A 16,905-nucleotide genomic window follows, 5' to 3' on the forward strand; every position below is an offset into this window, starting at 1 on the left:
TTATCGTTTCTTTACTTTGTTTCTCTCTAAGAGCATAATAAATAAAAATGATTATCAGGATATAGATCATGAAACAAAACCATTTGATTTGCTTGTTAATGAGCAGTTTTGCCGCCGCAAACGGCTTTGCCGAAACCTTGGCAGACCCTGATGAAATCCAGTCTGTCAAAACCTTCTCCCCTCCCAAACCGATTGCACCGACCGCCGCACAAGGCTATTTCCCCGAAAACCAATTCGACCGCACCGACCGCAGCGATCATTACTTTGTTACCGAAAACATAGACCAAGCCTTCCGTCCGTTGAAAGCAAACAGTGGCTTCTACGGCAAAAGCTTTTACAACTCCGTTACCGCGCAAGCGCGTGGGGCAAAGGTGTACGGCGTAGCCAACCTCAATCACACCAAGGCCAACGGCTATAAAGACGGCGACAGCAATCAAACCGATTGGAAATACAGCCGTTTTAATCAAGCTTTGGTACTCGGTTTCGTGCCGTCTGAAAACCAGGAATACCGCCTCACCTACCTACACGACGACATCAACAACGACCGCCAGCCGCAGTTCGTCAATGACGCATTGGATACCGAACGCCACATCGCCAAACTCAACGCGCGTTGGGGCAATGCCGATTTGAGCAATACGGTCAGCACAGAAGCAGGCGTCATCAAACTCAAACGCCATGCCGACAATTACTCCCTGCGCCCAAACAACACGCCGCAGCAAGTATTCGTAGAGCTTGACCGCAAAGTGTACGACTTCTCGCTCAAACACGATGCGGACTTCGGCAAATTCCACAACACCGCCGCCGTCAGTTACCGCAACGACAGCCAAAACGGCGAACGCAACGCCCATACCGCCATGCGCGACTTCCTCAACGGCTACCGTTTCGCCGATGTGCACATCGACCGCTGGCGCATTGCCGATACCCTGTCTTACAAGTTTGACGACCAACACAAACTGGGCTTGGGTTTGAGCTACGAACTCAACGAAGCAGACGTACGCAAAAATACGGCGCAACCCGCCCATCCGATGAACCGCAATCTTGCCTTCGCCTCGGCGCAACAAATCTGGAAAACCCATTACGGCTACGACTTCAACGGCAAAGTGCGCCGCCATGCCTTCTCAGGCGAACTCAAATACGATTTCACGCCGTCTGAAACGCAAAAATACAGCGTTTCCCTCGCGCATTTGGAACGCATCGGCGACAACACCGAACGCTTCAACTCGCTTGCCGCCATCGTGCAAAACCGCATGAACGGCGCACTGATGAACCAAAATCCAGCCGCCGCCATCGCAGGCAATCCCCTGCTGAAAACCGAAAAACACAACCGTATCAAGCTCACTGCCGACAGCCGCAACGACTACTACAACGGCTACATGAACTCGCTCGCAGGCGCAGGCTGGAACGTGGGCGGCACGCTTGTGGCGGACAAAGTCAAAGACCTGATTATTTTTGACCGCGCCCACGGACAAAGCGGCACGGCTTCCAAAGGCAGCAGCATCATCACACGCAACGTGGACGCACGATTGTTTACCGCGCAGGCATATGCGCGTTACAACTTCAATCCGCATTGGGCGGCAGGCATCAAAGCCGCCTACAACTACGGACACAACGAAACCGACGGCAGGCCGCTCTATCAAATCCGTCCGTTTGAAGCCGCCGTCCAAGCTGACTACAAAAACTACTTTGCCCACGGCAGCTACAACATCGGCGCCGCAACACGCTTTGTCGCCAAACAAACGCGCGGCGATTTTGATGCCGCAAGCGGTTTGGGCATAGACAAACGCGAAGCCGCCAAAGGCTTTACCGTTGCCGACCTTTACACAGGCGTAAACATTAAAGACAAATACGGCTTGCGCTTGGGCGTGAACAACGTGTTCAACAAAAAATACGCCGAATACATCAGCGGCGACCACGTCCTCGCCCTGTCGCCCAGCGTGGTGTATGCACCGGGCAGGACATATTGGTTGAGTTTGCACGCGGCTTTTTAAAATCAGGCCGTCTGAAAGAATGCCTACACTGGCTTATTAAGAATTAGGAGATAAAAAAAATGGATATGAAAAGACGTGATTTCTTAAAAATGACCGCTGCGCTGGCAGCCGCAGGCGTTTCGCCTTCATTGTTGGCAGCAGGTAAAGAACAATTTACCGTGTACGGCGCGCCGGCAATGCCCAGCGTTACCATTGCTGTAGCAGCGTTGCAAGGCAAACTGGCGAAACAGGCAGATGTATCGCTGAAAATCTGGCGATCGCCCGACCAGCTGCGTGCAGGCGTAGCAAGCGGACAATTTAAAGTCATGATGAGCCCGAGCAATGTCGGCGTAAACCTACGTAACCAAGGGCAGAAAGTCGGCATGGTCAATATTTTGACCAACGGCATCACGCAGCTGATGTGCAAAGGCAGCGCGATTGCCTCGCCGCAGGATTTGGTCGGCAAAAAAATCCTCGTGCCGTTTAAAAACGACATGCCCGACATCGTGCTGCAAGCCTTGTTGAAAAAACTGAAAATCGACGCACACAAAGTCGGCATCACTTACACCGCCACGCCGCCCGAAGCAGTCGGACTGTTTTTGAGCAAGGACTACCACGCCGCCATCCTGCCCGAACCGATGGCAACAGCCAGCCTACTTAAAGGCAAAACCATGGGCGTAAACGTCGTGCGCGGTTTTGACTTAGTAAAAGCATGGGGGCAGGCATTTGACACCAAACCGCTGATTCCGATGGCGGGCATCATCGCCAACGAAGAATATTTCCACGCACACAAGGCGCAGTTCGACATCTTCCATCAGGATTTGAAAAACGCGCTCAACTGGATACTCGCCAACCGCCAAAGCGCGGCGAAAATCGGCAAAAACTACCTCCCCGCCCCCGAACCTGCCCTAGTCATGGGCTTGGACGGCGCACGGCTGACGGTAACTAAAGGCAGCGAAGTGAAGAACGAGATTTTGAAGTTTTACGAAATCCTGATGCAGTTCAACCCGAAACTTCTGGGCGGCAAGCTGCCGGATAACGGGTTCTTCTTAGCTTAGAAGAGGATAGAGGCCGTCTGAAAGTGTAGAATAGTTGTAAATATTCAATCTTCTATTTTTCAGACGGCCTATCAGGACATTATCAGCAGCGTAGGTCGGATTCTTGAATCCGACATTTCGGCTAAACGGGGCTGTCGGATACGAGTATCCGACCTACTCTTTTCAGACGACCTATCAGATAATAGTTCGAACAGTACACAAAAAGCCGTCATTCCTGCGCAGGAATGACGGCGGGTGGTAACCGCAGGTTGTCAAACCCAACAAAACCGTCGGATTGCCTGAAACATTGGGTTATGAGCCAACCTACGCTTACTAACTGGGTATGTGGGTTATTCGGGGATTAATTTGAAATATAGCGAATTTTAAAGGTAGGGTGTATGAGTATTTTCAGATACGAAAAAGATATGCAAGAATGGCTAGAGAATGCATTAAAAGAAAATTATGGTGAATTTTATTCTTTAATAAATAATGCAGAATTATTTGAAAATATGTATAAAAATTATCATAAAAACATAGCTCTCAATTCATTTTGTAACTCATTATCATCTTTACATGAAACGGAAATGATAAGTGCTAATAAAAATATATCATATAAAAAAGGAGAGTTACTTAAACCAGATTTTGTATTATATTCATATACAACAGAAAGTTTAGTCCTTATTGAATTAAAAAACTCTTCAAATGCAACTAGAGAAGCAGGAACTGAATTGGGAGCATATAATTATGAATTATATAGTTATTTTCCTAATATGCCTAAATTAGATATTGTTTATGTCATCATTTCTAATGAATATCCTAATTTATTGTTACATCATATTAGAAATATGATATTTATTCAGAATTTAAATGTATTATGTTTAAAACCTGTTAAGTTAGAGGGTAAAATAGGATTGGAAATAATAGATTTTAATTTAATTGATGAGTTAGATGAAGGTCTTATAAAAAAAATTCCAGCTTCATTGTTGCAGTCTTTCCAGATTTGTATTTATGATGATGAATTGCAAAAAGGGAGCAATGATTTTAGCAGATTAGATAAATATATTAATTTATTTGAAACAGCCTTAAATAATATGGCTAATATGGGGAATAAATTAAATAGTAATGGTTTTGCTATCCTATGGAAAGACAGGTATGCAAGCTTAGCTCCGTATTCTATTTCGGTAGTATATATGCCTTCCTACGAACAAATGCGATTTACTGATGAGAACCATATTGGAATATATGAAAAATTAAAGGAAACTTTAGATGAGTTTCCTGTCGTTTTTGGAAATAGCATCAAGGCTATTGCGAATGAAGTAAAAAAGATAATGTGCTTTGATGACAGTTGTTCTATATCATATGAGGGGTTTATGGATTTTAGAACATGGATAAATCTGCATCCATTTAGGTGCAATTATTTGTCATTTGTATCTTGGGGGAGTTTATTCCGAGATTATCATATGCAAATATTACATGAAATTTCTACTGAAAATGAGAATTGGCTAAATGAAAGAAATGCTTATATAGCTTGTGAATTTATTGATTTTTGTATAGATACTAAAAAATAATATATGGAATAAATTGGAAAAATTTCAAGCAGCCGTAGGTTGGCTTAGCCGCAGGAGTAACCCGACAAAATGTTAAAACTCCAAACCAAGGTCGTCTGAAAAACACTATTTGGGAAAATCAAGCCATTTTGTTGGATTGCGACGTTCCGTCTAACCCAATCAACCGCTATTTTTCAGACGACCTACCGTCCCCAAACCATCCCCATCAATCAACACCCAAACTATGATTAAAACCGACAAAATCCGCAAACCGCAGCCTGCGGTGTTTTACATCATCGACTACCTTTGGAGCGGCTTCGCCGGTCTGGGCGTGGCGATGGTGGTGGTGGCGTTGTGGGCGTGGGGCAGCGCCGTGTTCGGTGAGTTTATGCTGCCTGCGCCGGTCGAAGTGTTTCAAAAATCTTTGGATTTATTGAAACATTTTCAGGAAAACGAAATCGGGATTTCGCTGTGGCGTTCTGTGGTGGGGATTTCGGTTGCGCTGGTGGCGGGATTGGCGGCGGGGCTGGTGGCGGGCAGTTTTAAGACGGCGATGGCGTTGCTCAAGCCTGTGATTACGATTTTGTTGGCGATGCCGCCGATTATTTGGGTGGTGATGGCGTTGTTTTGGTTCGGTTTCGGCAATCCGAGCGTGTTGTTTACCATCATTGTGTTGGTTGCGCCGTTGACGTTTGCGAGTGCGGCGGTCGGGATGGCGAGTGTGAACAAACAGCATGAGGAATTGTTTGACGCTTATAAATTAGGCCGTCTGAAAAAAATCCGTTATCTGTATATCCCGCATCTGACGGGCTATGTGATTTCCAGCATCGGCGTGGCGGTGGCGATGGGGGTGAAGGTGGTGATTATGGCGGAACTTTTGGGCGCGAGCGAAGGTGTGGGTGCGCGGATTGCGGACGCGAGGGCGATGCTGGAGACTTCGACGGTGATGGCTTATGTGGTGTTGGTTATCGTGTTTGTGTCGCTGTTTGAATACCTGATTACCAAACCTTTGGAAATTTTGTTTATGCCGTGGAGAAGATGATGCTCTGTCTTGAAAACGTGCGTTTTGAAATTCTCCGCGACCCCATCGTGCGCGATTTCAGTTTGAACCTGCAACATGGCGAAGTGAAGGCCTTGTTCGGGCCGAGCGGCTGTGGCAAGACGACGGTTTTGCGTTTGATTGCGGGCTTGGAAACGCCGAAATCGGGCACGATACGCAATACTTTCCGCAAAACGGGTTTTCTGTTTCAGGAAAACCGCCTGCCGGGAAACTTGACCGCGATGCAGAATATCGCTATTTTTATGGACAAACCCGATGAAGGCGAAATCATCGCGCTGGCGGCGAAAGTCGGGCTGACTGCGGGCGATTTGAACAAATATCCGACCGAATTGTCCGGCGGCATGGCGAAACGGGTAGCATTTTTGCGCCTGCTGCTGTGCGGCTGCGACCTTGCCTTGCTGGACGAGCCGTTCGTCGGTTTGGACCGCGATTTGCGCGATATTTTGGTCGCCATGCTGGTGGAAAAAATCGAGCGGCAGGGCATGGCGTGTATGCTGGTAACGCACGACCGCTTCGAAGCCGCACGCCTGAGCCATGAAATCATGCTGCTTTCCACTAAGGGCATGAACGTGCAAAACGTGATTACCCTGCCTACGCCGCTGTCCGAACGCGATTCGGCTTTTGAAGAAGCCGTGGTGGCAAGAGAGTTTCAGGGGATTCATTATTATGAGTGATAGGAATTTAAATTTCTGACAAACCTTGCGGTTCGTTGCCCTCTCCCTAACCCTCTCCCACGGGGAAAGGGGATCAGGTTTCTCAAAATCAGAGAGCCGTAGAATTGGGAATCAGATGTCAGGTAAACCTGAAAATGTTCAGGCTCGACAGCCCAATTCCCTCTCCCCGTGGGAGATGGCTAGGAAGAGGGTAAGCAAGCCGCAGGCTTGCCTCTTTAGCGAAAGATACGAATCTGTTATCCGAACGCGATTCGGTTTTTGAAAAAGCCGTGGTGCCAAGGGGGCAGGGGATTCATTATGAGGTGCTTTATGTTTTCGACTGTGATTACTGCTGCTGTTTTATATATTGCTACAGCAGTAGATTTGTTGGTAATACTATTAATATTTTTTGCTAGAGCAAATACTAGAAAAGAATATCGAGATATTTATATCGGACAATATTTAGGTTCTGTAATTTTAATATTAGTTAGTTTATTTCTAGCTTTTGTTTTGCATTATGTTCCGGAAAAATGGGTGTTGGGTTTATTAGGTTTAATACCGATTTACTTAGGTATTAAAGTTGCTATTTACGACGATTGTGAGGGCGAAAAAAGAGCTAAAAAAGAATTGGATGAAAAAGGGTTGTCAAAATTAGTCGGTATTGTTGCTTTGGTTACAGTTGCTAGTTGTGGTGCAGATAATATTGGACTTTTTGTTCCTTACTTTGTGACTTTAGATCTTGTCGACTTATTAGTTACTCTTCTTGTATTTTTAATATTGATTTTTGTTTTAGTATATACAGCACAAAGATTGGCTAATATTTCAGGTGTTGGTGAAATTGTAGAGAAGTTTAGTCGTTGGATAATGGCTGTTATTTATATTGGTTTAGGATTATTTATTATTATTGAAAATAATACAATTCAAACAATAATATCAATAATATGAATGATACGGGCATTTGAGTATCTGACAAACCTTGCGGTTCGTTGCCCTCTCCCTAAACCTCTCCCACGGGGAGAGGGGATCAGGTTGCTGAAAATCAAAGAACGTAGAATTGAGAATCAGATGTCAGGTAAACCTAAAAATGTTCGGGTTTGGCAGTTTAATCCCCTCTCCCCGTGGGAGAGGGCTAGGGAGAGGGTAAGCAAGCCGAAGGCTTGCCTGTTTGGCAAAAATACAGCCCTGTCCTCCCAATAAATCTATATCCGAAAGCATCTTCATGCAGAATCAAGCCAAACTATGAATAAGTTTTTTACCCACCCCATGCGGCCGTTTTTCGTCGGTGCGGCGGTGCTTGCCATACTCGGCGCGTTGGTGTTTTTCATCGGCCCCGGTGCCGTCATTTTGCACCGCCAAATCTTCTTAGAGCTCATGCTGCCTGCGGCATACGGCGGTTTTCTGACTGCCGCCATGCTTGAATGGACGGGCTATCAAGGCCGTCTGAAACCTGTCGCTACTTTGATGGCGGCATTACTGCTCGCCGCATCCGCCATACTGCCCTTTTCGCCGCAAACTGCCTCGTTTTTCGTTGCTGTCTATTGGCTGGTATTGCTGCTGTTCTGCACTTGGCTGATTTGGCTTGATCGCAACACTGATAACTTCGCCCTACTAATGCTGCTCGCCGCATTTACCGTTTTTCAGACGGCCTACGCCGCAACTGGCGATTTGAACTTACTGCGCGCGCAAGTACATCTGAACATAGCAGCTGTCATGTTTGTATCCGTCCGCGTCAGCATTCTTTTGGGCGCGGAAGCCCTTAAAGAATGCCGTCTGAAAGACCCTGTTTTTATTCCAAATATCGTTTATAAAAACATCGCCATTACTTTCCTGCTGCTGCACGCCGCCGCCGAACTTTGGCTGCCCGCACAAACCGCCGGTTTTACCGCGCTTGCCGTCGGATTCATCCTGCTCGCCAAGCTGCGTGAGCTCCACCATCACGAACTCCTGCGCAAACACTACGTCTGCACTTATTACCTGCTCCAGCTTTTTGCCGCCGCAGGCTATCTGTGGACAGGCGTGGAGAAACTGCAAAATCTGCCTTCCTCCGCCCCATTACACTTGATTACCCTCGGCGGTATGATGGGCGGCGTGATGATGGTGTGGCTGACCGCCGGACTGTGGCACAGCGGCTTTACCAAACTCGACTACCCGAAACTCTGCCGCATTGCCATCCCCCTACTCTTTATGGCCGCCATCTCGCGCGCTTTCTTGATGAACGTGAACCCGATATTTTTCATTACCGTTCCTGCGATTCTGACCATCGCCGTGTTCGTACTGTATCTTTTCACGTTTGTACCGATATTTCGGGAAAATGCGTTTACGGATGATCCGGAATGAAACAAAAGGCCGTCTGAAACTTTCAGACGGCCTTTTGTTTTAAATAAATGCTTTATTTGTTGGCGTTCAAATAAAGATTAATCAGGCGTGTAGTGGAGCTGTCGTGTTTTTGCACTTCAGTCTCGCCGGTCAATTCGGCAAGAATGGTTTTGGCCAACTGTTTGCCGAGTTCTACGCCCCATTGGTCAAAGCTGTTGATGCCCCAAATAATGCCTTGCACGAAGGTTTTGTGTTCGTACATGGCAATCAGGCTGCCCATATTGCGCGGGTTGATTTTGTCCATGAGGATGAGGTTGGTCGGGCGGTTGCCGGAGAAGGTTTTGTGCGGAACCAGCTCTTCGATACGCGCTTCGTCCATGCCTTGTGCTTGAAGCTCGGCGCGTACTTCGTCAGGCGTTTTACCTCGCATAAAGGCTTCGGCTTGGGCAAAGACGTTTGCCAACAGGATTTCGTGGTGGCCTTGCAAATTGCTGCGTTTTTCAAGGGATGCAATCAGGTCAATCGGCGTGATGTGCGTACCTTGGTGCAGCAGTTGGAAGAAGGCATGCTGGCCGTTGATACCGGTTTCGCCCCAAATAATCGGGGAAGTTTCGTAACCGACCGGTTTACCGTCAAGGGTAACTTGTTTGCCGTTACTCTCCATGTCGAGCTGCTGGATGAATTTGGGCAGGCGGTGGAGATGTTGGTCGTAAGGAGCGATAACGTGGCTGCCGCCGCCGTAGTAGTTGATGTACCAAACACCGATAAGGGCAAGGATAACCGGCAGGTTGCGCTCCAGCGGCGTGTTGATGAAGTGTTGGTCCATCAGGTGTGCGCCGTTGAGCATTTCGATGAAGTTTTCTTCGCCGAGATACAGCATAATCGGCAGGCCGATGGCCGACCAGAGGCTGTATCGTCCGCCGACCCAGTCCCAAAATTCAAACATATTGGCGGTATCGATACCGAATTCGGCAACGGCTTTTTGGTTGGTCGATACGGCAACGAAGTGTTTGGCCACGGCGCTTTCATCGCCTGCATGATCCAAGAACCATTTACGTGCGGTCAGGGCGTTGGTCAGGGTTTCTTGGGTGGTAAAGGTTTTGGAGGCGATGATGAAGAGGGTGGTCTCGGGGTGGACTTTGGACAATACGTCGCGCAGTTGGGAGCCGTCCACATTGGAGACGAAGTGCATGTTCAAACGCGGATGGCCGAAAGGCTTGAGCGCGGTACACATCATCAGAGGGCCGAGGTCAGAGCCGCCGATACCGATATTGACGACGTCGGTAATGACTTGATTGGTATAGCCCAACCAGCTACCGCTGCGGACTTCATGCGCGAACTCGCCCATGCGTTGCAGGACATGGTTAACCTTAGGCATGACATCTTCGCCATCCACGACGATAGGGGCGTTGGTACGGTTGCGCAGGGCAACGTGGAGTACGGCGCGGTTTTCTGTCGTATTGATTTTTTCGCCGTGGAACATTTGCTGCATCCGCTCCGGTACGCCTGCTTCACGCGCCAGCTCGAACAACAGTGCCATGGTTTCGTCGTTGATACGGTTTTTAGAATAATCCAAAGTCAGGCCGCCAACCTGCAGCCAGTAGCGCTCGGCACGTTCGGGATCTTGCTCGAACATTTCACGCATGTGTTGTTCTTTGGTTTCGTCAAAATGTATCCATAATTTTGACCAAGCTGGTAAATCGTGAAGGTGTTTCATCGGATGCTCTCCTGGATAGTGGACAGTTTTGTTGAGAAAACGGCCGTGAGGTCGTCTGAAACGGGAACGGGGTGGTTTCCGTTTTTTGAGGTTTCAGACGGCCTTGATGTGGGTTGGAGCCGTCTGAAGATATCAGTGAAGAATCAATCTTTATCGTATTCGATGTGTTTGTTATGTATGCTTTTTTTACTTTTTTGCAGTTGCGTGCTGGCAGTATCGCCCAAGCGCAAGGCCAAGCCGATAGCAAGAATGTCGATAACGGCCAACTGCAGAAGGCGGGACACCATAGGCGTATAAAGCTCGGCATTTTCCTGAGTGGCAATGCTCAATACACAGTCGGCCATTTGAGCCAACGGCGAATCATTGCGGGTCAGCGCGATAACGGCTGCGCCGTTTTCTTTGGCGATACTGGCCGCGTCCAACAATTCGATAGATGAGCCGGTATTAGAAATCGCCACCAACACATCCTGCTCGGTCAACACGGAAGCTGCCATCAACTGGGTATGCGTATCGACATAGGCAACGGTGGACATACCGAAGCGGAAGAATTTGTGTTGCGCATCTTGGGCAACGATGCCGGAGTTGCCGACTCCATAAAACTCAACGCGTCGCGCGTGCATCAGAATGGCAATCGCGTTTTCCAGCTCGGATTCTTTCAGAAAGCGGCGCTCGCCCAAGAGGGAGGCTGCGGCGTTGCCCAACACTTTTTCGACCACGCTGCCCATGTTGTCATCGGCGTTTAATTCTTCATGAACGTAAGGCATACCTTCATGACCGATACTGGCAGACAAAGCGAGTTTGAACTCAGGCAAGCCTTTGTAACCCAAGCTGCGGCAGAAACGGATTACAGTCGGCTGACTGACGGATGCACGCTCGGCGATTTCGGCCACAGCGGCATGAACGAACCATTTCGGCTCGGCCAACGCAGATTCGGCAACTTTGCGTTCTGCGCCGGAGAGATTGGACAATGATTCGCTGATTTTGCTTAACATATACTCTACCCTTTGATTTTTTGACGTTCAGGACAAGGGTTTTTTCCACCCCCTGCCCTGCACCGCCGTTTGTGTGTTTAAACGTTATTTAAATGATTGTCTAATGCGACCGCCGCGCCGACGATGCCCGGAAACTCGCTCAATACGACATACACGGGAATAGCGGCAAGATAAGCCTCAAAGCGGCCTTTATTTTCAAAGCGGCTGCGGAACGGGGACGTTTTAAAGTAATCCAACACGCGCGGGATAATGCCGCCGCACAAATACACGCCGCCGCGCGCACCCAATGACAAAGCCAAATTGGAAGCAACCGTACCCAGCATGGCGCAGAAAATATCCAAAGTCTGACGGCAAATCGGCGATGTTCCGCTCAATGCCTTATCGGTGATTTCCGAAGGTTTCAGACGGCATTGTTTGATGTTGTCGCGTTTGGCCAATGCTTCGTAAATCAGGCTCAAACCTGCGCCGCTCAAGAAACGCTCGGCAGAAACATGGCCGTATTTGTTTTTAGCGTATTGCCAAATCAACACTTCCATATCGTCAAACGGCGGGAAGCTGGTATGGCCGCCCTCGCCTGCCAATGCCACCCAGCCGGCAGCGCTGTGCACCAAACCGCTGACACCCAAACCGGTACCCGGGCCGATAACGGCTTTAGGTGCAAATTCGATGGGCTTTTGACCGCCGATTTGTACCAAGTCATTCTTTTCAGTTTTGGTCACTGCCAAAGCTTGGGCGGTAAAATCGTTCAACAGAATCAACGTTTCAAAACCCAAAGCCTGACGGGTGGTCTCGATGGAAAACGCCCAGTGGTGGTTGGTCATCTGCACCCAGTCGCCCAAAATCGGATTGGCAATCGCAAAGGCGGCGTGCAAAACTTTCGGGCTGCCTGCGCGTTCCAAATAAGTTTTGACGGCATCAACGACGGTATCGTAATCTTTACAAGGTAAAACTTCAGCCTTCTCAATCACTTGCGGTGCAGTTTCAAGCGCAAAACGGGCATTCGTACCGCCGATATCGGCGACCAGGCGGGGATAAGCTTCAGTGTGCATAGTAGACATGGCAGTTAATTCCTTGGTGATTGAGAATCAGGCTGGTCGGATATTCGGTATCAGCCCTTGTGGCAGCTTTATCAAATACTGCTTTTTTCTCTGCGCCTTGAATGGCCAAAAATACATTCGGCGTCTTGGCAATCGCACCCAAAGTCATGCTCACACGCTCATGCGGCGCGGTAACCGGCGTAGTATGAATCAATGTCGGGTCATCAGCTTCATTGATTGCGGCCTGTAATTGAGGCGCTTGAGGGAACAACGACGCTGTATGCCCGTCTCCTCCCATGCCCAACACCAGCACGTCAGGTTGCTTGTAATGTTTCAATGCATAAGCAACGACAACTTCAGGTTGTAATTCAGTTTCAGACTTTCCGTCTTCAACAACAGGAATCCATGTGGCAACGGCCGCGTTATTTTTGAGCAGATATTCACGTACCAAGCCTGTATTGCTGTCGGCATGCGTGGTCGGGACAATACGCTCGTCCACCAAAGTAATGCCGACATTTTGCCAATTTAAATCTTTTTGCGACAAAGCCTCGAAAAACGCAATCGGCGAACGACCGCCGGAAACAGCCAAAACCGCATGGCCTTTCTCATTCAACGCGGTTTGTAATGCAGCGGCAACGGCATCAGCGAGAGCCTGCGCGGCAGTTGCAGCGTTTTCTTGTTCGTGCCAAACAAACATGTTTCGTCCTTTCATGGTTTCAGACGGCCTTTTGTTGGAAAACAAGGCCGTCTGAAAGAAATATTATTGCTCTTCGTGCCACTTGTTGCCGTCACGCGCCAACAGCGCGCGCGCAGCTTCAGGACCCCAAGAATGGGCTTCGTAAGCATGCGGAGGCGTTGTATTGTTCGCCCAGTTTTCCAGGATAGGCATCACATATTCCCAAGCGGCTTCGAGTTCGTCGCGGCGGTTGAACAAAGCGAGTTTGCCGTTAATCACATCCAGCAGCAGGCGCTCATAAGCCTCAGCGCGGCGGCCCTCTACTGCTGTGCCCAAGTCCACGCCAATCGGTGTCACTTCGACTTTGTTGCCTGCACCCGGGGTTTTTACTTGAGTGTAAAGGCGGACGGATTCGGTCGGTTGTAGTTCAATAACCAAACGATTCGGCGCAGGTTGGCTGTTGTCAAAAATATGGTTTTGCAGCGGATGGAAGTTCAACACGATTTCCGCCACTTTTCCTGCCATGCGTTTGCCGGTACGTAGGTAGAAAGGTACGCCTTTCCAACGCTCGTTTTCAATTTCGGCTTTGATGGCAACATAGGTTTCAGTGAAGCTGTCTTTCGGTACATCGACTTCTTCCAGATAGCCGTTCATGCCGTTTGCTGCAACATATTGGCCGCGAATAACATTTTCGTTGACGGATTCGATGGTCAGCGGTTTCAGCGATTTAATGACTTTTACTTTCTCGTCGCGTACGGCATCCGCATCCAAGCTCGCCGGTGCTTCCATGGCAGTCATACAAAGCATTTGCATCAAGTGGTTTTGCACCATATCGCGCAACGCGCCGGTAATGTCGTAAAACTCGCCGCGTTCTTCCACGCCCAACTGCTCGGCGATGGTCAGCTGTACACTTTCAATATATTTGTTGTTCCACAAAGGCTCGAACATCACATTGGCAAAACGCAAGGCCAGCAGGTTTTGCAGGCTTTCTTTACCTAAATAATGGTCGATACGGTAGATCTGCTCTTCTTTGAAATAACGGGCCACATCTGTATTGATTTGCTGGGAAGAAGCCAAGTCCGTACCCAACGGTTTTTCCAAAACTACGCGCACGTTATCGGCATTCAAACCGATTTCGGCAAGGTTTTCACAGGCTTGCGCAAAGAATTTCGGCGCAGTTGAGAGGTAGATCACGACATTCTCAGTATTCTTGCGCGCTTTTACCAAGTCGCCCAAAGCAATGAAGTCGTCTTTCTTTGTCACATCGACTTTCAAATACTCAAGACGTTGGATAAACGATGCCCACGCTTCTTCTGAGAAGTTTTGTTTGACATGGATTTTAGAATTCGTTTCCACTTTAGCCAAAAAGCCGGCGGTATCCAATTCGCTACGGCTTACGCCCAAAATACGACCTTCGGGATGAAGCAAACCGGCTACATGCGCCTGATACAGGCAAGGCAAAAGTTTACGCATTGCCAAATCGCCGGTCGCGCCAAACAACACCAAATCAAAATTTGTCTGTGTACTCATTGTTTCATCTCTCGTTGAGGAAGCTTGCTTCAAAACTTTTGGACTGTCGTCATCTATAAAAATCGATTAGAATCAAAAGCCTTTAAGCAATAAGCAGTAAAAAACCAATCGCCTGCACCAAAATTTCAAACAAGCGGGCTAATGAGTAGTAATACTACACATGGCTACACATTTTGTCTATTCTCATTTTTACAAATTGTTTGATTTAACATAAAAGTTTGATGACTTTTGCAGCCTGCCATTTTACGAATTGACCATACCTCGATTTAAATCAAATTTCTTCCACTTAGTAAATTATTTTGTAACAAAATTACAGATTTTGTACTATAATATGCGGACGCTTCGAAGAGAAAATCTTCAAATATTCAGACGGCCCATATTATTCATTCCCACAGCTCAAGGCCGTCTGAAGAAAACACCCAATACAAAAATCAGAAACGCGCAAACAAAATCCCTATCATATCGTTTAGCCAGGAGACAGCCCATGAACCCCACTCCGATTCACCCTAAACTCGCCGAGATTACCGAGCGCATCATCGAGCGCAGCCGCCCGACGCGTGAAAAATATCTGGCGAAAATCCGTAGTGCCAAACAGATGGGACGCTTAGAGCGCAACCAACTCGGCTGCAGCAATCTGGCTCACGGCTATGCCGCCATGCCTAAAAGCATCAAAATCGAAATGCTTCAGGAAACCGTCCCCAACTTAGGCATCATCACTGCCTACAACGACATGGTTTCCGCACACCAGCCGTTTAAAGACTTCCCTGACCAAATCAAAGACGAAGCACAGAAAAACGGCGCAACCGCCCAAGTCGCCGGCGGCACACCCGCCATGTGCGACGGCATCACGCAAGGTTATGCCGGTATGGAATTGTCGCTGTTCTCCCGCGACGTGATTGCCATGAGTACCGCTATCGGTCTGTCGCATCAAATGTTTGACGGCAGCCTGTTTATGGGCGTGTGCGACAAAATTGTTCCCGGCCTGATGATCGGTGCGTTGTCTTTCGGCCATATTCCAGGCATCTTCGTCCCCGCAGGCCCGATGTCCAGCGGTATCGGCAATAAAGAAAAAGCCCGTACCCGCCAGCTTTTCGCCGAAGGCAAAGTTGGCCGCGATGCCTTGCTTGAAAGCGAAATGGGCTCTTACCACAGCCCGGGTACTTGTACCTTCTACGGTACTGCCAACTCCAACCAAATGATGATGGAAATGATGGGCGTACACCTGCCTGCCGCCGCCTTCGTCCATCCTTATACCGACCTGCGCGAAGCCCTAACCCGCTACGCTGCCGGACACCTCGCACGCGGCATCAAAAACGGCACCATCAAACCATTGGGCGAAATGTTGACCGAAAAATCCTTCATCAACGCCCTGATCGGCCTGATGGCAACCGGCGGCTCGACCAACCACACCATGCACCTCGTTGCCATGGCACGTGCCGCAGGCGTGATTTTGAACTGGGACGACTTCGACGAAATTTCCTCCATCATCCCATTGCTGATCCGCGTGTACCCCAACGGCAAAGCCGACGTGAACCACTTTACCGCAGCAGGCGGCCTGCCTTTCGTTATCCGCGAATTGCTGGACGCAGGCTTATTGCACGACGATGTCGATACCGTCGTCGGACACGGTATGCGCCACTACACCAAAGAGCCTTTCCTCATCGACGGCAAACTCGAATGGCGCGAAGCCCCCGAAACCAGCGGCAACGATGACATCCTGCGCAAAGCCGACAATCCGTTCTCCCCAGACGGTGGTTTGCGCCTGATGAAAGGCAACATCGGTCGCGGCGTGATTAAAGTATCTGCCGTGCGCGAAGGTTGCCGCATCATTGAAGCGCCCGCCATCGTATTCAACGACCAACGCGAAGTGTTGGCTGCGTTTGAACGCGGCGAGTTGGAACGCGATTTCGTCTGCGTTGTCCGCTACCAAGGCCCGCGTGCCAACGGTATGCCCGAATTGCACAAACTGACCCCGCCTTTGGGCATCCTGCAAGACCGCGGTTTTAAAGTGGCGCTGCTGACTGACGGCCGTATGTCCGGTGCATCCGGCAAAGTGCCTGCATCCATCCACATGACGCCTGAAGCCCTGATGGGCGGCAATATCGCCAAAATCCGTACCGGCGACCTGATCCGCTTCGACTCCGTTACCGGCGAACTCAACGTCCTGATTAACGAAGCCGAATGGAATGCCCGCGAAGTCGAACGCATCGATTTGAGCGCTAACCAACAAGGTTGCGGCCGCGAACTTTTCGCCAACTTCCGCAGCATGACCAGTAGCGCAGAAACCGGTGCTATGAGCTTCGGCGGCGAATTTGCCTAAACCATTTTCAGACGGCCTTTTAAAACAATCAGGCCGTCTGAAACCATGTTAAC

The 16,905-nt window shown here is 49.0% G+C and carries 13 protein-coding genes; 8 read left to right on the forward strand and 5 right to left on the reverse strand.

All coding sequences use genetic code 11. The annotated features are described in order from the left end of the window. The first annotated feature begins 68 nt into the window (after window positions 1-68). The 7 genes from ACTHSW_RS02910 (at window position 69) to ACTHSW_RS02940 (ending at window position 8,601) form a co-directional block, all read left to right on the forward strand. Window positions 69-1,988: a TonB-dependent receptor gene (locus ACTHSW_RS02910; protein WP_440373754.1), complete on the forward strand. Its 1,920-nt coding sequence runs from the start codon at window positions 69-71 to the stop codon at window positions 1,986-1,988. 59 nt (window positions 1,989-2,047) lie between these two features. Next, window positions 2,048-3,025, forward strand: a complete 978-nt coding sequence (locus ACTHSW_RS02915) for an ABC transporter substrate-binding protein (RefSeq protein ID WP_049335420.1) — start codon at window positions 2,048-2,050, stop codon at window positions 3,023-3,025. A gap of 377 nt (window positions 3,026-3,402) precedes the next feature. Then, window positions 3,403-4,572, forward strand: coding sequence for a hypothetical protein (locus ACTHSW_RS02920; RefSeq protein ID WP_440373755.1), 1,170 nt, complete (start codon window positions 3,403-3,405; stop codon window positions 4,570-4,572). A 223-nt stretch (window positions 4,573-4,795) separates the two neighbouring features. Next, on the forward strand, window positions 4,796-5,593 hold the full coding sequence (locus ACTHSW_RS02925) for an ABC transporter permease (protein ID WP_070860415.1): 798 nt from the start codon (window positions 4,796-4,798) through the stop codon (window positions 5,591-5,593). Beyond that, entirely contained in the window at window positions 5,593-6,285 is a 693-nt protein-coding gene (locus ACTHSW_RS02930; RefSeq protein WP_009310824.1) for an ATP-binding cassette domain-containing protein, read from the forward strand. Before ACTHSW_RS02925 ends, ACTHSW_RS02930 begins: the two co-directional genes overlap by 1 nt. 309 nt (window positions 6,286-6,594) lie before the next feature. Then, on the forward strand, window positions 6,595-7,209 hold the full coding sequence (locus ACTHSW_RS02935) for a CadD family cadmium resistance transporter (RefSeq protein WP_036491903.1): 615 nt from the start codon (window positions 6,595-6,597) through the stop codon (window positions 7,207-7,209). Between the two features lie 294 nt (window positions 7,210-7,503). Continuing rightward, window positions 7,504-8,601 carry an NnrS family protein gene (locus tag ACTHSW_RS02940; protein WP_070461369.1) on the forward strand — a complete coding sequence of 366 codons (1,098 nt, stop codon included), beginning with the start codon at window positions 7,504-7,506 and terminating at the stop codon, window positions 8,599-8,601. A gap of 52 nt (window positions 8,602-8,653) precedes the next feature. On the opposite strand, the gene pgi is transcribed toward ACTHSW_RS02940, so the two are convergent. From pgi to zwf, 5 genes are all read right to left on the reverse strand, one after another. Further along, window positions 8,654-10,297: a glucose-6-phosphate isomerase gene (pgi, locus tag ACTHSW_RS02945; RefSeq protein ID WP_070461368.1), complete on the reverse strand. Its 1,644-nt coding sequence runs from the start codon at window positions 10,295-10,297 to the stop codon at window positions 8,654-8,656. A 143-nt stretch (window positions 10,298-10,440) separates the two neighbouring features. Then, complete coding sequence (gene hexR / locus ACTHSW_RS02950; RefSeq protein WP_004519348.1) at window positions 10,441-11,289, reverse strand: DNA-binding transcriptional regulator HexR; 849 nt, start codon at window positions 11,287-11,289, stop codon at window positions 10,441-10,443. Between the two features lie 77 nt (window positions 11,290-11,366). Then, window positions 11,367-12,347: a glucokinase gene (locus tag ACTHSW_RS02955; RefSeq protein ID WP_070461367.1), complete on the reverse strand. Its 981-nt coding sequence runs from the start codon at window positions 12,345-12,347 to the stop codon at window positions 11,367-11,369. Beyond that, window positions 12,328-13,023 (reverse strand): 6-phosphogluconolactonase, encoded by a 696-nt coding sequence (gene pgl, locus ACTHSW_RS02960; RefSeq protein ID WP_070461366.1) that lies wholly within the window; start codon window positions 13,021-13,023, stop codon window positions 12,328-12,330. The genes ACTHSW_RS02955 and pgl overlap by 20 nt, the downstream gene beginning before the upstream one ends. Window positions 13,024-13,086: 63 nt before the next feature. Continuing rightward, complete coding sequence (zwf, locus tag ACTHSW_RS02965) at window positions 13,087-14,532, reverse strand: glucose-6-phosphate dehydrogenase (protein ID WP_070461365.1); 1,446 nt, start codon at window positions 14,530-14,532, stop codon at window positions 13,087-13,089. A 484-nt stretch (window positions 14,533-15,016) separates the two neighbouring features. Between zwf and edd the strand changes: the two genes are divergently transcribed. Continuing rightward, entirely contained in the window at window positions 15,017-16,852 is a 1,836-nt protein-coding gene (gene edd, locus ACTHSW_RS02970; RefSeq protein ID WP_070461364.1) for a phosphogluconate dehydratase, read from the forward strand. Window positions 16,853-16,905: the final 53 nt, after the last annotated feature.

The sequence above is a fragment of the Neisseria sp. P0008.S004 genome (assembly GCF_051962755.1).
In the GTDB taxonomy this organism is placed as follows: Bacteria; Pseudomonadota; Gammaproteobacteria; order Burkholderiales; family Neisseriaceae; genus Neisseria; species Neisseria subflava_A.

What these genes read in the sequence shown, in the direction of transcription:
- ACTHSW_RS02940 (WP_070461369.1), top strand. Translation starts at nt 7,504, where the DNA reads ATGAATAAGTTTTTTACCCACCCCATGCGGCCGTTTTTCGTCGGTGCG.
- ACTHSW_RS02955 (WP_070461367.1), bottom strand. Translation starts at nt 12,347, where the DNA reads ATGTCTACTATGCACACTGAAGCTTATCCCCGCCTGGTCGCCGATATC.
- hexR (WP_004519348.1), bottom strand. Translation starts at nt 11,289, where the DNA reads ATGTTAAGCAAAATCAGCGAATCATTGTCCAATCTCTCCGGCGCAGAA.
- edd (WP_070461364.1), top strand. Translation starts at nt 15,017, where the DNA reads ATGAACCCCACTCCGATTCACCCTAAACTCGCCGAGATTACCGAGCGC.
- pgl (WP_070461366.1), bottom strand. Translation starts at nt 13,023, where the DNA reads ATGTTTGTTTGGCACGAACAAGAAAACGCTGCAACTGCCGCGCAGGCT.
- ACTHSW_RS02915 (WP_049335420.1), top strand. Translation starts at nt 2,048, where the DNA reads ATGGATATGAAAAGACGTGATTTCTTAAAAATGACCGCTGCGCTGGCA.
- ACTHSW_RS02930 (WP_009310824.1), top strand. Translation starts at nt 5,593, where the DNA reads ATGCTCTGTCTTGAAAACGTGCGTTTTGAAATTCTCCGCGACCCCATC.
- ACTHSW_RS02925 (WP_070860415.1), top strand. Translation starts at nt 4,796, where the DNA reads ATGATTAAAACCGACAAAATCCGCAAACCGCAGCCTGCGGTGTTTTAC.
- pgi (WP_070461368.1), bottom strand. Translation starts at nt 10,297, where the DNA reads ATGAAACACCTTCACGATTTACCAGCTTGGTCAAAATTATGGATACAT.
- zwf (WP_070461365.1), bottom strand. Translation starts at nt 14,532, where the DNA reads ATGAGTACACAGACAAATTTTGATTTGGTGTTGTTTGGCGCGACCGGC.
- ACTHSW_RS02920 (WP_440373755.1), top strand. Translation starts at nt 3,403, where the DNA reads ATGAGTATTTTCAGATACGAAAAAGATATGCAAGAATGGCTAGAGAAT.
- ACTHSW_RS02935 (WP_036491903.1), top strand. Translation starts at nt 6,595, where the DNA reads ATGTTTTCGACTGTGATTACTGCTGCTGTTTTATATATTGCTACAGCA.
- ACTHSW_RS02910 (WP_440373754.1), top strand. Translation starts at nt 69, where the DNA reads ATGAAACAAAACCATTTGATTTGCTTGTTAATGAGCAGTTTTGCCGCC.